Below are 16338 nucleotides of genomic sequence, written 5' to 3'. Positions count from 1 at the left end.
GATTGCGAAATGACACTTTCTCTATCAGTAAAGATTAAGAGCTTTCTAGGCCTCTATGTGCTAACTCCGTTTGAGCAAGAGTTGCTCAAACGATTAAGCGAAGAACTAGAGCCAAGCGACCAAGAAGTGCTAACCTATCAACTTGCACAGTTCACGACCGTTCGCAGATTGATACGGCACCTTGATGAACCAAATGCCTACGGATTTACGAATTTCCACACGATGCAACTAGGCAAGGACGTATCTGCCAAGCGACAGACCAAACGATTCCCAACGGCTGAAAATGAAGCGCTGCTAGCCACTGCTCATGTAACGTTCGATGGAGGCGAAATCGGAGTACAGTTCTGGCTCGTCAAGGGCATCTTGTTCAGTATCGAATATCGCTCACCGCAGAAGGTATACTACCCACCTGACAACTACAGTATTGGGTCGCTGAAGCTATGGCCCAATAAAGCCAAGCTCCACTTGTAGAGTGCCTCCCATCGTAGTTTCAACCAAATTAGCGCTCGTAGGATTTTGCCACTATGCGCTTTAGGTAATTCCATGGACCCTGTAAAAGAATATATAAAGTATAAGCGCGAAGTGAATGAAATCTGGGATTTATAGATAATCTTGTGACCACAAAGAAAATCACAAAGGAATAATTAGCGGAAGATTTGACTAGAGTTAGAGAATCAACATTAGATTTTTCTCTCCGTATTCAGAAATATTTTTCGAAGCTTGATGATTCAGAATTGTTGCCCTACATTGAGGCCCGCGAAGATGAATACAGGATTGACTCGACAGATACGGCTGAAAAACTTGATGCCATTGCTGATTTATTTGTTTTTATAAGCCAGCCAAGTGATAGCTTGACTCAAGCACATAAGCGGCATATCAAACGGCTAGAATCTTTATGATTTAAAAGAGTTGGGGGCAGGATTTCAATTTTAGAGACAACCCAATACAGCGAAGGCCAAGTTAAAAGCAGAACCATAACCTAAAAAATCCCAAATGTCGTGATTTTATGTTCTTTGGTGGTGGGACAGAAAAGAGAAAACAATTGAAGAATTATATTATTTCAGTTATCACCTCCATCGCTGCATTGGCCCCACTTTGGGTTGATGCGGGGGAGGGTAAATCGCCAACAGAAATGTCCACATTGCAGAGCAGCATTGGAAAAGTGATTTTGAGTGCAGATTCATATTTAAGATATGATCACTCCGATACTAATCCGTTTGGAATTTCTCAAGCGTTTGTAATTTTCAAAGACGAGCACCAAAAAAACATTAAAACTCTTCCGGTTGATCAGAGAGTAGACTATTTTTGGGCTGGACTTTGGCACCTTGGCTTACAGGGTGGTTACTTAACAGAGTTTGTTGAATTGGTGTCTCTTGATTGTGCTGATGAATTTATTAAAAAACTGGAGCGCTACGTCAAAATGGAAGAAAAACTTCAGCGAAATAGAACTCGGCTGGCGATAGCAAAAACAATCCTTAATAACTTAAAAAGATTGAGAGCTAATCCATAACGAGCCATTCCTGAACGCCCACCAAGAAAAGGGGGTCGATAGAAGAGGCCGACTTTTAAATGGAGAAATTAATGAATAACAGACTTGGAATATTTTTTTTAATAATTTTAATTATTGTGCCAAGTGTTGCTGTTGCGGCCGGCTGCACTGAGCTGGTTCACGGTTATTATTTAACGCACGATGCTGCGCAACAGGCTTGCTCTGAAAAGTTCCATATGCCTGGGGGTTGCTGGCGTAAGTATGACTATAGAGAGGGTCGTTACTTTTATGGATATATGCACATTAAGGATGACTCCAATGGCTCAGACAATTTTGGGGGGCCCGAATTCTGCTTTCAGCTAGAGGGATCTGAAAACATTGAATATCATACCTATATAGTGCATAGGTTTGAGGTTGTACCCGATTGCCCTGAAGGCTATACCTTTGAGGAGCAAAAATGCGTTATCCCACAATGCCAATCTCCAACCAGCTACAACGATGCCACAGTTCTCTGCGAAAAAGAGTGCCCCATAGACAAACCCTGGTCCGACTCCGCGCGCGACTGCATGCCTCCCCCTGGACCCCAGAGCTGCTCCAATCAGACCAGCGGCCCATCCAATCTGGCCGGCAATCCGATCAATTTCTTCAACGGCCACAAGTTGCAACGAGAAACCGTCTTTGAAGCGAGCGGCGAGTTCCCTCTGACCTTCTCCTGGCTTTACAACAGCTTTGGCAACCATCAGAAGGCCGGCGCTGGCTACAGTGTTGGCACGGGTGTTTCTGGCGAGACAATGTTACACACAGAGCAGCCGTTGCCCGCCGGCGAGCAACCTATATCCCTGCCGCTCGATAAAGACCCTGCTTCGGAATACACAGGCAGTGCCACAAAACACTGGCGCCACAACCACAGCTACTTCCTGGCTCACTACACGTTGGCAGATGGTGTCACTGAGCGGATGATTGCTTACCGTCCGAATGGCAGCGATCTGCATTTTGCTGATGAGAGCGGTACATTCTTTGCTTTGGCCAACCGCGACTGGCAAGTGACCAAGGATTTGGATGAGAGCCAAGAGCACACCGGCTGGACCCTGAAGGTCGATGGTCGTATCGAGAAATACGACACCGCTGGCCGTATTCTGCGCGTGGAGAACGAACAGGGCCAAGGTATTACTTACACCTACGATGGAAATGGCGTTCATCAACAATCCATCGCCGACGATAACGGCAACAGCGTTGCGCTGGCCTACACCGACGGCAAGCTGACCCAGATCACCCGAAACGATGGAGCCGTTTTTGGTTTCGCCTACAATGCCAACGGCCTGCTGCAATCCATTACCTTCCCCGGCAGTGCATTACCGCAGCGGGTCTTCCGCTACGAAGACAGCCGCTTCCCCAATGCCCTGACCGGCGTCACCGACGAGGCAGGCAAGGTCTACAGCACCTTTGCCTACGACGACCAGGGGCGGGCGATTCGCACAGAACACAACGGCGGCGCCGAGTCGGTGGGCGTGGAATACGTGGATGCCAATACCCGGCGTCTGACCAATGCCCTGGGCAAGCAGACCACTTATCATTACGCGGATGTGAACGGAGTTAAACGCATTGCCTCGGTTGACGGCGAAACCTCAGCCAATTGTGCGGCAGCCAACAAGGGCTACACCTACGACGCCAATGGCTTTGTCGCCAGTGAGACGGACTGGGAAGGTAATGTCACTACCTACACCCGCGACAGCCTGGGCCGCGAGCTGACACGCACAGAAGCCGCTGGTACGCCCTCAGCACGGACAATCACCACCGAGTGGCATCCGACGCTGAATGTACCGGCCCAGGTCACCACGCCGGAGAGCGTGACGGACTACAGCTATGACAGCTCAGGCCACCTGCTGGGTCAGAAAGTCACCCCGGTGGCCAGCCCGTGATCGGGCAATGAGCTATTTGGTTTTTGTTGAAATGGTTAATTGATTACAAGAAGAATCTGAAGGAATCGATATGCACTTCACCAAGTCAGTCCTCGCGGGGGCATTTAGCCTACTGGTCGCCCACGGTACCAGCGCGGCCATCACGGAACAGAACTGGTCCTACACCTACACCTCAGCGGGCAAGCTGGAGACCGCCAACGGCCCGCGCACCGATGTCCCGGACGTCACCACCTATGGCTACGATGCAAACAACCGCCTGGCCAGCACCACCAATGCGCTGGACCATGTGGAGTCCATCCTGGAGTACGACGCCGGTGGCCGTCCCCTGAAAGTACAGGGTGCCAATAGCCTACAGACCCACTACAGCTACACAGTGCGCGGTTGGCTGGAAACGGTAACCGTCAAAGCCATTTCCGGTGATCTGGTCACCACCTACACCTACGACGGGCAACACCACCAGCTACGACTTACAAAAATAATCTTATGGAGTCCTGCTGAATATCAAAAGTCAGTCTTTCCAAAGATGTCCGTTTGAAGGCCATAAACTTAATCGCGATATTGCCTCGGGGAAACATGAGCAAATGGAAATTTGGCACAGATGGTATTTTCTAATGCGTAGTTTTTTAAAAGGATTGAGTGCAAAGTTTGGCCTTGGCTCTCTGAATAATATTTCTTTTTTTGTATTGCTTACTCTTTCTGCTGGTTATATTCATTCACAGGAGCTTGTCGGTAGAAAGATTTGGATTCCGCCCGGTAGCTGGGAGTTTGGCTACTCTACATTGGAGGAGGCTGGCAACGCCTGCTGTGCTAAGTGGGCAGAGTATTGGAATGGTTCTAGTCAGCCGTTTGTCAGTTGCGACGAATTGGTCTTGAATAAACATGATGTCTCTGGTGATTCATACTGGCAGTATTATACTTATTTGGAAAAAGCTAGATATGAGACTCAAAAGTATTGCTCAATAGGATCGGGCTTCTGTCCAGAAGGTCAAATATTTGACTTGAATATTAAGCGCTGTGTTTCTGTTTGTCAGAACCCTACTATTTACAATAATCAAACTGGACTATGCGAAAAAGAATGCCCCGCAGACAAACCTTGGGATGATACCGCACGAGACTGTATAGCCCCGCCAGAGCCCCAGAGCTGTGACAACTTGGCCGGCAATCCGATCAATTTCTTCAACGGCCACAAGTTACAACGAGAAGCCGTCTTTGAAGCGAACGGCGAGTTCCCTCTGAGCTTCTCCTGGTCCTACAACAGTTTCGGCAACCATCGGAAGACCGGTGCTGGTTACAGTGTTGGTGCAGGTATTTCCGGCGAAACCATGATGCATACAGAACAGCCGCTGCCGGACGGGGAGCAACCTATCTCCCTGCCACTCGACAAAGACCCTGCGCAGGGGTACACCGGCGACTCCACTGCGCACTGGCGCCACAACCATAGCTACTTCCTGGCTCACTACACCTTGGCAGATGGCGCGACAGAGCGAATGATTGCCTACCGCCCTAACGGAAGCGATCTGCATTTTGCGAATGAGAGTGGTGTCTTTGTTGCGTTGGCCAATCGCGACTGGCAAGTGACCAAGGATTTGGGTGAGAACCAAGAGCACATTGGCTGGACCCTGAAGGTCGATGGTCGTATCGAGAAGTACGACACAGCTGGCCGTATCCTGCGCGTGGAGAACGAGCAGGGCAAAGGCATCACCTACACCTACGACGGCAACGGTATCCAGCAGGAGTCGATTGCTGACGATAATGGGAACAGCGTTGTGTTGACCTACACCGACGGCAAGTTGACGCAGATCACCCGCAACGACGGAACCGTATATGGTTTCTCCTATAGCGGGAGCGGTTTGTTGCAATCCATCACCTTCCCCGGCAGTGCATCGCCGCAGCGGGGCTTCCGCTACGAAGACAGCCGCTTCCCCAATGCCCTGACCGGCGTCACCGACGAGGCAGGCAAGGTCTACAGCACCTTTGCCTACGACGACCAAGGGCGCGCGATTCGCACCGAACACAACGGCAGCGCCGAGTCAGTCGATGTGGAATACGTGGATGCCAATACCCGGCGTCTGACCAATGCCCTGGGCAAGAAAACCACTTATCACTACGCAGATGTGAGCGGAGTTAAGCGCATTACCTCCATTGACGATGAAGCATCAGCCAACTGTGCGGCGGCCAACAAAGGCTACACCTACGATAGCAACGGCTTTGTCGCCAGCGAGACGGATTGGGAAGGCAATGTCACCACCTACACCCGCGACAACCTGGGCCGCGAGCTGACGCGCACAGAAGCCGCTGGTACGCCTTCGGCCCGGACGATCACCACCGAGTGGCACCCTGAATTCAATGTACCGGCCAAGGTCACCACGCCGGAGAGCGTAACTGATTACAGCTACGACAGCTCGGGCCACTTGCTGGGCCAGAAAGTCACGCCGGTGGCCAGTCCATGACCGGATGACAAGTATTCGGCTTTTATTGATTAACTGATTACAAGAAGAATTCAAGGAGTTGGTATGCACTTCACCAAATCAGTCCTCGCGGGGGCATTGAGTCTGCTGGTGGCCCACGGCACCAGCGCGGCGGTTACGGAGCAGAACTGGTCCTACACCTACACCACGGCGGGCAAGTTGGAGACCGCCAACGGTCCGCGCACCGATGTCCCGGACATCACCACCTATGGCTACGATGCGAACAACCGCCTGGCCAGCACCACCAATGCGCTGGACCATGTGGAGTCCATCCTGGTGTACGACGCCGGTGGTCGTCCCCTGAAGGTGCAGGATGCCAATGGCCTGCAGACCCACTACACCTATACGGTGCGTGGCTGGCTGGAGACAGTCACTGTCAAAGCGGCTGCCGGTGATCTGGTGACCACCTATACCTACGATCCCGTGGGCCAAGTCACCAACATTGCGTATCCCGACAGTTCCAGCGTCACCTTCGAATACGATGCCGCCCGCCGCCTGACCGCGGTGGAGAATACCCTGGGTGAGCGGGTGGAGTATGTCCTGGACCCCGCCGGCAACGTAAAAGAAGAGAAAGTGTTCGCTGCCGACGGCACCACGCTGGTGCGCTCCGTCAGCCGCAACTACGACGAGCTGAGCCGCCTGATCGATGTGAACGGCAACAACGGCCAGAACACGTCTATCGCCTACAACAAGAACGGCGAGCGCGTCTCCACCACCGACGGCAATCAGAACACGACCGGCGAGACCCGCGACGCCCTGGGCCGGGTCAAGACAGTCACCGATGCGGACACCAACCAGATTCAGTACGCCTACGACAGCGCCGACCGCATCAAGTCCGTCACCGACCAGCGCGGCAACACCACCCGCTACGAATACGACTTCGCCGGCAACCTGACCAAGCTCACCAGCCCGGATACCGGTGTTACCGACTACGACTACGACGAAGCCGGCAATCTCAAGGTGCGCACCGATGCCAGGAGTGTCGTCACTAACTACAGCTACGACGCCCTGAACCGCCTGACTGCGATTACCTATCCCGGCAGCACCTCAGAGAATGCCGTCTTCACCTACGACAGCACGCTGAACGGCAACAAGGGCACAGGCCGCCTCACCGGCTACAGCAACGATTCCGGCTCTACAGCCATCACCTACGACGACCTGGGCCGGATCACCCAGCAAGACGACACCATTGCCAGCTGGAGCTTCAGCACCCAGTACAGCTATGACTCAATGGGCCGGATCGCCAGCATTACCTATCCCTCTGGTCGTATCGTCACCTACAGCCGCGACTCCTTGGGCCGTATCAGCGCCATCACCAGCAAAGACGACGCCCACGCCACCGCCCAGACCATCGTCAGCAACATCCAGTACCAGCCTTACGGCGGTATTGCGTCCATGGACTATGGCAACGGCATTACCCAGAGCTACACCTACGACCTGGACGGCCGACTGGAGACGGTAACCGCCACCGGTATCGGCAACATCCGCTCCGACTACTACACCTACGACCTGGCCAACAACATCACCGGCATCGCCGACAACTTGGATGCCAACAAAGATAAAGCCTTTATCTACGACAACCTCAACCGCCTGACGGACGAAGGCTATGTGGAAGGCCAGAAGAACTACCAGTACGACCCGGTAGGCAACCGCACCCAGAAGACCTGGACCAAGACCGACCAGAGTCAGGAGGCGAACGCCTACAGTTACGAAACCACCTCCAACCGCCTGATCCAGAAGGACGCCAAGGCTTGGGTAACTGATGCTGTCGGTAACACCATCAGCACCGACGACGGCGCCAAAACCTACACCTACAACCACGCCAACCGGCTGAAGACCTACACAGAAAACACCCAGCTCAAGGGTACCTACTACTACAATGCTCTGGGTCAGCGGGTGCGCACGGACAAGGCCGAGGACAACCTGCTGCACTACGACCTGAGCGGGCAGTATCTCGGCGAGACCAACATCGCTGCCAACGGCATCGACATCCAGAGCCAGATTGACTACATCTACCTGGACAACATGCCGGTTGTACAAGTGGAAACCCAATACAGCGAAGGGCAAGTCCAAAGCAGAACCCTGACCTACTTGCACGCCGACCACCTGAATACGCCGCGAATCGGTACCAATGCCAGTGAGGCTATTGTCTGGCGCTGGGACAGCGATGCGTTCGGCCAATCGGCACCGAACACCGACCCGGACAACGACACCAGCCAGACCGTTGTAAACTTGCGGTTTCCCGGTCAAATCAAAGGCAGCGAGGCACCGCATTACTACAACTACTTCAGGGACTATGACCCCACGACTGGCCGTTACCTTCAATCTGACCCGATAGGCCTAGTTGGTGGAATAAATACCTATGCCTATGTGGGAGGAAATCCGATTGGTTTCGCTGACCCATCAGGATTGCTCTTCGGATTTGATGCGGGCGAGCGATACGGCGATTCAGCGGCTCAGTACTGGGCGGATAAGCAAATACAAACGGGTAACGATCTTTACATGATTCCAGGATTGCTTGCTTCCCTTTGGACCCCGTGCACTAGTAATAGTACCGCCTTGACACTGGCATCAGGAGGGGCACTTGGAGCACTCACAAAAGGAGCTTCTTTTTCCAATTTCTTTTGGAATCCAAAGAATTTTCGATCAATAAGCCGTCAATATTGGAAAGCCCGAGGAGGCGCTGGCGGCAATAGTTTGGATCACTGGTTCTTCTCTCAAGCATCTGCCCGTAGCGGTTCAGTTCCCAAGGGGCTGGTAAACGGAGGCTGGAACCTGCTGGAGATGCCTGCATCGCTAAACACATGGCTTGGTTTTGCGCCGAACTGGGGTGGTACCCAAGCAGCATTGGCCAACATTGCCAGGGTTGGAATACAAATCGGGGTTCCAGGGCTTGCGGCTGCTTCTGGTTATGCGGGATATGGGATCGGATCTAAGGCAGTTCAAAACCAATGCGGGTGCCAATGATGATTGCAGTTTGTATAAAATGCGGAACCTTAAAGCGCGGACCGGCTGTTAGGTGCCCGAAATGTCGTTTTGAACCTCTGAGCCCAGAGGATAAAGCTAAGTCGCTCATTCTATCGATGGCTTATGAAATCGAAGGCGAGTATCGTGGTAAATCTAAAAACGAGTTGATAGCCATTTCGGAGGCAATACAGGCTGGAAGGCCTTATGCCTTTGACGAGGCTGAAGTTCGACTTGTTGTTGAGTACGCGGAGAAAGTTCTATCGCTATTCCCGAAACGAATTGGTATTGATGGACTGAAATGGCTTTTGCCTCCCTTGGCTGTTTTAGCCATTCTGTATCTTCTGCTATTTTATTCATCATAGGATTCAAGGCGGCGACTTTTGTTTCAGCAAAAAATCTGAGCGCCTTTTCAATACATCCACCGCTGCCGGTTCCCCCCGTAGGGGGGAGTGGTACTGGACACCCAGATATCAACGAATAACTTTTAGCTGAATACGAAAACTCAAAAACCCTGACAGATCACTCTGCCGGGGCTTTTTATTATCCGGTCTTGGTCCAACGCCAAGCCTCATACTTCACAATCATGCCCTCCAGCAACTCACGAGAGATTTGCTGCTCATCCTCGCTGAGCCGTTCCACCGCCTCGAACAGCAGCTTCATGCGCTCGCCGGGGCCGCTCGCTCCCCTCGAATACCAGCTCATCCAGGCTCACATGCTGTGCCTTGACCGTAAGCGCTCGATAAACCCCACCTAAAATCCAGTGTCTCTTCCGGATACGCTCCTGATTTTCAATGATCAGGAGGTCCATATGACGACCACACAGAGCAAATCCGATTTCTGGCAGCAGCACATCAACGCCTGGAAGGACAGCGATCTTTCCCAGGCAGCTTACTGCCGGCAGCACGACCTGAAGCTCAGCACCTTCACCTACTGGCGCAACAAGCAGAACAAGGCCCGGCGTAAACTGATGCCAGTGTCGATGCCAGCTCCGGAAACCCCGGTGGAGCTGGCTCTGCCCGCTGGTATCCACATGCAGCTGCCAGCATCGGCCCTGGAGCAAACTCTGCCGTTGATCTGGCGCCTGCTCCGGGAACAAGTCTGATACTACGGCCAAGGCAATCGGCACAGGTCTACTTGTACATGGAGCCGGTGGATATGCGCAAGTCCATCGACGGCTTGGCGGCACTGGTCGAGCAGGAGATGGATCTGTCCCCGGCTCAGGAGGTTCTCTTCGTGTTCTGCAATCGCGGCCGGGACAAGATCAAGCTGTTGTACTGGGAGCGCAACGGCTTCGTGGTCTGGTACAAGCGCCTCGAGAAGCAGCGTTTTTGTTGGCTGCGGCTGCCAGATGCAGGAGATCGGCGAGGGGATCAGCGAGCAACTGGACATCATCCCGGCCAAGATCCAGGTGATACAGAATGTCCGCAAGAAGTACGCCTGCAAGGCCTGTGAACACCAAGGCCAAGGAGCGCGGCGTGTACATTGGGCGCAAGCCTAAGTCCAACGAGGGGCAAGTGCAGGAGCTGAAGGCCAGACGCGAGGCGGGCACGCAGATCAAGGCGCTAATGGCTGAGCTCGGCCTCTCACGGGCCAGCGTGTACCGGCTACTGGGGTCCGAAGCATAATAGCCTTACACCGGCCTCGCCAAGATCGCCCCAAGCCGCTCCGCGTCACCAGTAGCTCAGCATTGAGCGGACCAAGGCGGAAGGGAGGCACAAGGCGCGGCCGGTGGACTCTGCGGCCGTCAAGAGATGGGGCTTTTGGTTGCGCAGGGTCAGCCTAAGGCCAAGGTTGCGAGGCAACTGAAGATGGGTTGAGTACGCTGTATAAATACTTGGCGTTGACTGATGGGTGTAGTGGAAGGGCGATAATTTTTATTAGCTACATCACAAATCTTACGAACATCTGGGAGAAAGCCTTAGTGTAATGGCGTGTAATTGACCTTCATGGCTATATGGTGTACAAACGAGAAATTCTAATATTTGACGGTTTTCAGCGTATGTGCCGTTTTATTTCTGGCTTGATATTTCTTTCGCTATCTTCCCTCGCATCTTCTCAAGATTGGTGCACTACGCTCGTTGTTGGTGTTTACGCAGATCATAGGGATGCTTCTGCAGCTTGTCATGCTGACACAAAAGCGAGCTGTAATCGTGTAGAGGCGCCTGCTTATGAGATCAATGTCGACTTGTGGGGGTATGCTGAATATGTAGATCCGCAATCGGGTGTAACCCATTACTGGAACGGCGCGTCGATGTGTGGCTATTCCGGTGGCGGCGGGCAATACTACGATTATCATACTGTTGATCGGCATTATTACTATTTGGACCAGTGCCCCGATGGTTCATCGCCTGCTCCCGAGCTTGGAAATGTCTGTGATTGTGATTCTGGCGAAATGAACTATATATCCATGTCCTGCGAGGAGCCAGAAGAAGCCAAATGCCAACCCCCAACCATCTACAACGAAAGCACTGGTTTCTGTAAAAAAGAATGCCCCATAGACAAACCATGGTCCGACACAGCACGCGACTGTATGGCTCCCCCAGAACCCCAGAGCTGCTCCAACCAGACCGGCGGCCCATCAAATCTGGCAGGCAACCCGATCAACTTCTTCAGTGGCCACAAGATGCAGCGGGAGGTGGTCTCTGAGGGGCGTGGGGATTTCCCGCTGACTTTCTCCTGGCTCTACAACAGCTTCGGCAATCATCAGAAGAGCGGCGCCGGTTACCGCGTCGGTGCGGGAGTGGTCGGCGAGACGATGGTGCATACCGAGCAACCGCTGCCGGCTGGAGAGCAGCCTATCTCCCTGCCGCTCGACAAAGACCCTGCGCAGGAGTACACCGGCGGCTCCACCGAGCACTGGCGCCACAACCACAGCTACTTCCTGGCGTATTACACGCTGCCCGACGGCACGACACAGCGGCTGATTGCGTATCGTCCCAACGGCAGTGACCTGCACTTTGTCGATGAGAGCGGTGTCTTCGTCGCCCTTGCCAATCGTAACTGGCGAGCTACCAAGGATTTGGGCGAGAACCAGCAGCACACCGGCTGGACCCTCGAGGTTGATGGTCGTATCGAGAAGTACGACACTACCGGCCGCATCCTCCGAGTGGAGAACGAGCAGGCTCAGGGCATCACCTACACCTACAATGGTAGCGGTACCCAACAAGAGACCATCGCCGACGACAACGGTAACAGCATCACCCTGGCCTACACCGACAGCAAGCTCACGCAGATAACGCGCAACGATGGCGCCGTTTATCAGTTCGTTTACAACGGCAATGGCCTCCTGCAATCCATCGCCTTCCCCGGCAGTGAGAGCCCGCAGCGGGTGTTTCGCTACGAGGACGCGCGGTTTCCGTATGCGTTGACTGGCGTTACCGATGAGGCGGGCAAGGTGTTCAGTACTTTTGTTTACGATGAGCAGGGTCGGGCGATTCGCTCCGAGCACAATGGCGGCTCTGAGTCGGTTGATGTGGAGTATGTCGATGAGAATACCCGGCGTTTGACCAACGCTCTGGGCAAGCAGACCACATATCACTACTCGGATGCGAATGGGTTTCAGCGTATTACTTCGGTTGATGGAGAAGCCTCAGCCAACTGCGCGGCAGCCAACAAGGGCTACACCTATGATGCCAACGGCTTTATCGCAAGCGAGACCGACTGGGAAGGCAATACAACTACCTATGTTCGCGACAACCTGGGCCGTGAGGTGAGACGCATCGAGGCGGCCGACACCCCGGAGGCACGAATGATTACTACTGAGTGGCATTCTGAATTTAATGTAGCGACCAAGGTCACTATGCCGGAGAGTGTGACTGACTACAGCTACGACAGCTCGGGCCGCGTCCTCGGTAAGCAAGTCACATCAATGGATAATCATATTCTACAGTGAGAAATTTGATTTTTTTGTCAACGGTGATCGGGATATGCGTCGTTTTATTTGTTTTGTAGTCTGTTTGCTTCCGTTGGCATCTCTTGCTGCTGTTGTAAATATGGGCACTTGGATAGCTGATGGTGACAATGTTTATCAGGCCTGTGAGTCTTTTAGAGTTAATAATGGTAGTGGTTTTTGTAAGGCTTTCCAAAAAGATCCGGGTGGTTATTATTACTCGTCATTGCTTGAGGACCGTTGGTTGTTTTATTGGGTTAATGATACATGTCCTGGTGAGTCGGTCCCAGATTTTGAAACAGGGAAATGCGGCTGCCCTGATGGCAAAGTTTTGAATGGCGATGGTCAATGCTATATTCCTAAGTGTCAGCCACCAGCTATCTATAATGACAGCGCCGGCCTCTGCAAAAAAGAATGCCCCATAGACAAACCCTGGTCCGACACCGCGCGGGACTGCATGCCTCCCCCAGAACCCCAGAGCTGCTCCAATCAGACCGGCGGCCCATCCAATCTGGCTGGCAACCCGATTAACTTCTTCAGCGGTCACAAGATGCAACGGGAGGTTGTCTTTGAGGGGCAAGGGGATTTCCCGCTGACTTTCTCCTGGCTCTATAACAGTTTTGGCAACCATCGGAAGACCGGCGCTGGTTACAGTGTCGGTGCAGGTGTTTCCGGTGAGACCATGGTGTACACAGAGCAACCGTTGCCCGCCGAGGAGCAGCCTATCTCCCTGCCACTCGACAAAGACCCTACGCAAGAGTACACCGGCAGCTCCACTGCGCACTGGCGCCACAACCACAGCTACTTCTTGGCTCACTACACGTTGGCAGATGGCGTGACAGAGCGGATGATAGCTTACCGTCCGAATGGCAGCGATCTGCATTTTGCTGACGAGAGCGGTACATTCTTTGCTTTGGCCAACCGCGACTGGCAAGTAATCAAGGATTTGGATGAGAGCCAAGAGCACACCGGCTGGACCCTGAAGGTCGATGGTCGTATCGAGAAATACGACACCGCTGGCCGTATCCTGCGCGTGGAGAACGAACAGGGCCAAGGTATTACTTTCACCTACGATGGAAATGGCGTTCGTCAACAATCCATCGCCGACGATAACGGCAACAGCCTTGCGCTGGCCTACACCGACGGCAAGCTGACCCAGATCACCCGCAACGACAGCTCTGTGTACCAGTTCGCTTATAACGGCAACGGTTTGCTGCAATCCATCACTTTCCCGGGCAGTGCGTCGCCGCAACGTGTCTTCCGTTACGAAGACAGCCGTTTCCTCAACGCGCTCACCGGCGTTACCGACGAGGCGGGCAAGGTCTACAGCACTTTTGCCTACGATGACCAGGGACGAGCTGTCCACACTGAGCACAATGGCGGCGCCGAGTCGGTCGATGTGGCGTACGTGGACGCCAGTACCCGGCGGCTGACCAATGCGCTGGGTAAGCAGACCACTTATCACTACTCGGATGTGAACGGAGTTAAGCGCATTGCCTCAATTGACGGCGAAGCCTCAGCCAACTGCGCGGCGGCCAACAAAGGCTACACCTACGACAGCAACGGCTTTGTAGCCAGCGAGACGGATTGGGAAGGCAATGTCACTACCTACACCCACGACAGCCTGGGCCGCGAGCTGACGCGCACAGAAGCCGCTGGCACACCCTCAGCCCGGACGATTACCATTGAATGGCACCCTGAATTTAATGTGCCGACCAAGATAATAACTCCAGAATCGGTCGTCAGTTATAGCTACGACTCTAGAGCTCGACTGGTAGATAAAGATGTCTCCCCGGCTGACGAAAATTGATGTAATTGGAAAATATGTTAGCGAGATTATAGAAATAATGCCCATATCTAAAAAGACCACTTTAGCTATTCTAGCCTGTTCTTTCTTCTTATCCCCATATACAAGCAAAGCTGACCCTAATCTGACAATGTATACAGGTTGCGATCTACTGGATATAGATGTGGTCGGTTACAATGAAAACGAAAAGCGTAGTTATGCAGTTACAAAAAATAGAGCAAGTTGTGATCCTCTTGTATATGCTGCCGATTACCCTGGAGAGGGATGGGTTTTAGTTAACCACTGCACTCAAAATAAGTACAGAGACGATCTTGCTTGTGGTGCTTACTGGCCATCCCTTTATGCCTTAAGTGACTCGCCGATTTGCGAGAGCCCTACAGAATGGAATGAAGTTTCTGAACGATGCGAAAAAGAATGTCCAATAGACAAATCTTGGGACGGCACTGCACGAGGCTGCGTGGCTACGCCAGAACCAGAAAGCTGTGACAACTTGGCTGGCAACCCGATTAACTTCTTCAGTGGCCACAAGTTGCAAAGAGAAACCATCTTTGCAGCGAGCGGTGATTTCCCGTTGACTTTCTCCTGGCTCTACAACAGTTTTGGTAATCGTCGTAAGACTGGTGCTGGTTTCAGTGTCGATACCGATTACACCGGGGAAACTGTGATTCATGTAGAACCACCAATAACGTCGCGGCGACAACTCGATTTCGAACTTCCTTTGGACAATAGTCTCTCAGGCAAATACATAGGCGGGGCTGCCAATCACTGGCGCCACAACCACAGCTACTTCCTGGCTCACTACACATTGGCAGATGGTGTCACTGAGAGGATGATTGCTTACCGTCCTAATGGCAGTGATCTGCATTTTGCTGACGAGAGCGACACATTCGTTGCTTTGGCCAACCGCGACTGGCAAGTAACCAAGGACTTGGATGAGAACCAGGAGCACATCGGCTGGACCCTGAAGGTCGATGGCCGTATCGAAAAGTACGACACTGCTGGCCGCATCCTGCGTGTTGAGAACGAACAGGGCAAAGGTATAACTTACACCTACGATCGGAATGGTGTTTATCAGCAATCCATCGCCGATGACAACGGTAACAGCATTACCCTGGCCTACACCGACGGCAAGCTGACCCAGATCACCCGAAATGATGGAACCGTTTTTGGTTTCGCCTACAACGCCAACGGCCTGCTGCAATCCATTACCTTCCCCGGCAGTGCATCGCCGCAGCGGGTGTTTCGCTACGAAGACAGCCGCTTCCCCAATGCCCTGACCGGTGTCACCGACGAGGCGGGCAAGGTCTACAGCACCTTTGCCTATGACGACCAGGGCCGGGCGATTCGCACAGAACACAACGGCGGCGCCGAGTCGGTGGGCGTGGAATACGTGGATGCCAATACCCGGCGTCTGACCAATGCCCTGGGCAAGCAGACCACTTATCATTACGCGGATGTGAACGGAGTTAAACGCATTGCCTCGGTTGACGGCGAAACCTCAGCCAATTGTGCGGCAGCCAACAAGGGCTACACCTACGACGCCAATGGCTTTGTCGCCAGTGAGACGGACTGGGAAGGTAATGTCACTACCTACACCCGCGACAGCCTGGGCCGCGAGCTGACACGCACAGAAGCCGCTGGTACGCCCTCAGCACGGACAATCACCACCGAGTGGCATCCGACGCTGAATGTACCGGCCAAGGTCATCACACCGGAGAGCGTGACCAACTACAGCTACGACAGCTCTGGCCATTTGCTGGGTCAGAAGGTCACGCCGGTGGCCAATCCGTGACTGGGCG

Annotated in this window: 14 protein-coding genes and 2 pseudogenes; all 16 read left to right on the top strand. The window is 53.2% G+C overall.

The features are described from left to right. Positions 1 to 9 precede the first annotated feature (9 nt). Positions 10 to 471 (top strand): hypothetical protein, encoded by a 462-nt coding sequence (locus PP263_RS02145; protein WP_308366732.1) that lies wholly within the window; start codon positions 10 to 12, stop codon positions 469 to 471. 185 nt (positions 472 to 656) lie between these two features. Then, entirely contained in the window at positions 657 to 899 is a 243-nt protein-coding gene (locus PP263_RS02140; protein WP_308366731.1) for a hypothetical protein, read from the top strand. A 143-nt stretch (positions 900 to 1042) separates the two neighbouring features. Continuing rightward, positions 1043 to 1510, top strand: a complete 468-nt coding sequence (locus tag PP263_RS02135) for a hypothetical protein (protein ID WP_308366730.1) — start codon at positions 1043 to 1045, stop codon at positions 1508 to 1510. Positions 1511 to 1581: 71 nt separating this feature from the next. After that, positions 1582 to 3408, top strand: a complete 1827-nt coding sequence (locus tag PP263_RS02130; RefSeq protein ID WP_308366729.1) for a DUF6531 domain-containing protein — start codon at positions 1582 to 1584, stop codon at positions 3406 to 3408. 70 nt (positions 3409 to 3478) lie between these two features. Then, on the top strand, positions 3479 to 3943 hold the full coding sequence (locus tag PP263_RS02125) for a hypothetical protein (RefSeq protein ID WP_308366728.1): 465 nt from the start codon (positions 3479 to 3481) through the stop codon (positions 3941 to 3943). Positions 3944 to 4559: 616 nt separating this feature from the next. Continuing rightward, positions 4560 to 5858 (top strand): DUF6531 domain-containing protein, encoded by a 1299-nt coding sequence (locus PP263_RS02120; RefSeq protein WP_308366727.1) that lies wholly within the window; start codon positions 4560 to 4562, stop codon positions 5856 to 5858. Positions 5859 to 5921: 63 nt separating this feature from the next. Then, entirely contained in the window at positions 5922 to 8843 is a 2922-nt protein-coding gene (locus PP263_RS02115; RefSeq protein ID WP_308366726.1) for an RHS repeat-associated core domain-containing protein, read from the top strand. Next, on the top strand, positions 8840 to 9205 hold the full coding sequence (locus PP263_RS02110; RefSeq protein ID WP_308366725.1) for a hypothetical protein: 366 nt from the start codon (positions 8840 to 8842) through the stop codon (positions 9203 to 9205). The genes PP263_RS02115 and PP263_RS02110 overlap by 4 nt, the downstream gene beginning before the upstream one ends. 446 nt (positions 9206 to 9651) lie before the next feature. After that, entirely contained in the window at positions 9652 to 9945 is a 294-nt protein-coding gene (locus PP263_RS02105; RefSeq protein WP_308366724.1) for an IS66 family insertion sequence element accessory protein TnpB, read from the top strand. Positions 9946 to 9983: 38 nt separating this feature from the next. After that, positions 9984 to 10124: pseudogene (tnpB, locus tag PP263_RS22635) on the top strand (IS66 family insertion sequence element accessory protein TnpB); the annotation flags it as partial. Positions 10125 to 10191: 67 nt separating this feature from the next. Then, a complete protein-coding gene (locus PP263_RS22630) occupies positions 10192 to 10341 on the top strand; it encodes an IS66 family transposase zinc-finger binding domain-containing protein (RefSeq protein ID WP_374693689.1) in 150 nt (49 codons plus the stop codon). Next, positions 10292 to 10468, top strand: a complete 177-nt coding sequence (locus tag PP263_RS02095) for a helix-turn-helix domain-containing protein (RefSeq protein ID WP_308366722.1) — start codon at positions 10292 to 10294, stop codon at positions 10466 to 10468. The genes PP263_RS22630 and PP263_RS02095 overlap by 50 nt, the downstream gene beginning before the upstream one ends. 905 nt (positions 10469 to 11373) lie before the next feature. Then, complete coding sequence (locus PP263_RS02090) at positions 11374 to 12735, top strand: hypothetical protein (protein ID WP_308366721.1); 1362 nt, start codon at positions 11374 to 11376, stop codon at positions 12733 to 12735. A 34-nt stretch (positions 12736 to 12769) separates the two neighbouring features. After that, on the top strand, positions 12770 to 14542 hold the full coding sequence (locus PP263_RS02085; RefSeq protein WP_308366720.1) for a DUF6531 domain-containing protein: 1773 nt from the start codon (positions 12770 to 12772) through the stop codon (positions 14540 to 14542). Next, a pseudogene (locus PP263_RS22625) lies at positions 14517 to 15164 on the top strand (DUF6531 domain-containing protein); the annotation flags it as partial. The gene PP263_RS02085 and the pseudogene PP263_RS22625, both read left to right, overlap by 26 nt. A 93-nt stretch (positions 15165 to 15257) precedes the next feature. Further along, positions 15258 to 16331: a hypothetical protein gene (locus PP263_RS02080; protein WP_308366719.1), complete on the top strand. Its 1074-nt coding sequence runs from the start codon at positions 15258 to 15260 to the stop codon at positions 16329 to 16331. The last annotated feature ends 7 nt before the right edge of the window (positions 16332 to 16338 follow it).

The sequence above is a fragment of the Microbulbifer sp. TB1203 genome, assembly GCF_030997045.1.
Lineage (GTDB): Bacteria > Pseudomonadota > Gammaproteobacteria > Pseudomonadales > Cellvibrionaceae > Microbulbifer.
This window is presented reverse-complemented; position numbering and strand designations above follow the sequence as displayed.

Bases quoted from the DNA above. Each gene is read 5' to 3' on its own strand.
- PP263_RS02145 (WP_308366732.1), top strand. From the start codon at position 10: ATGACACTTTCTCTATCAGTAAAGATTAAGAGCTTTCTAGGCCTCTAT.
- PP263_RS02130 (WP_308366729.1), top strand. From the start codon at position 1,582: ATGAATAACAGACTTGGAATATTTTTTTTAATAATTTTAATTATTGTG.
- PP263_RS02125 (WP_308366728.1), top strand. From the start codon at position 3,479: ATGCACTTCACCAAGTCAGTCCTCGCGGGGGCATTTAGCCTACTGGTC.
- PP263_RS02115 (WP_308366726.1), top strand. From the start codon at position 5,922: ATGCACTTCACCAAATCAGTCCTCGCGGGGGCATTGAGTCTGCTGGTG.
- PP263_RS02110 (WP_308366725.1), top strand. From the start codon at position 8,840: ATGATGATTGCAGTTTGTATAAAATGCGGAACCTTAAAGCGCGGACCG.
- PP263_RS02105 (WP_308366724.1), top strand. From the start codon at position 9,652: ATGACGACCACACAGAGCAAATCCGATTTCTGGCAGCAGCACATCAAC.
- PP263_RS22630 (WP_374693689.1), top strand. From the start codon at position 10,192: ATGCAGGAGATCGGCGAGGGGATCAGCGAGCAACTGGACATCATCCCG.
- PP263_RS02090 (WP_308366721.1), top strand. From the start codon at position 11,374: ATGGCTCCCCCAGAACCCCAGAGCTGCTCCAACCAGACCGGCGGCCCA.
- PP263_RS02085 (WP_308366720.1), top strand. From the start codon at position 12,770: ATGCGTCGTTTTATTTGTTTTGTAGTCTGTTTGCTTCCGTTGGCATCT.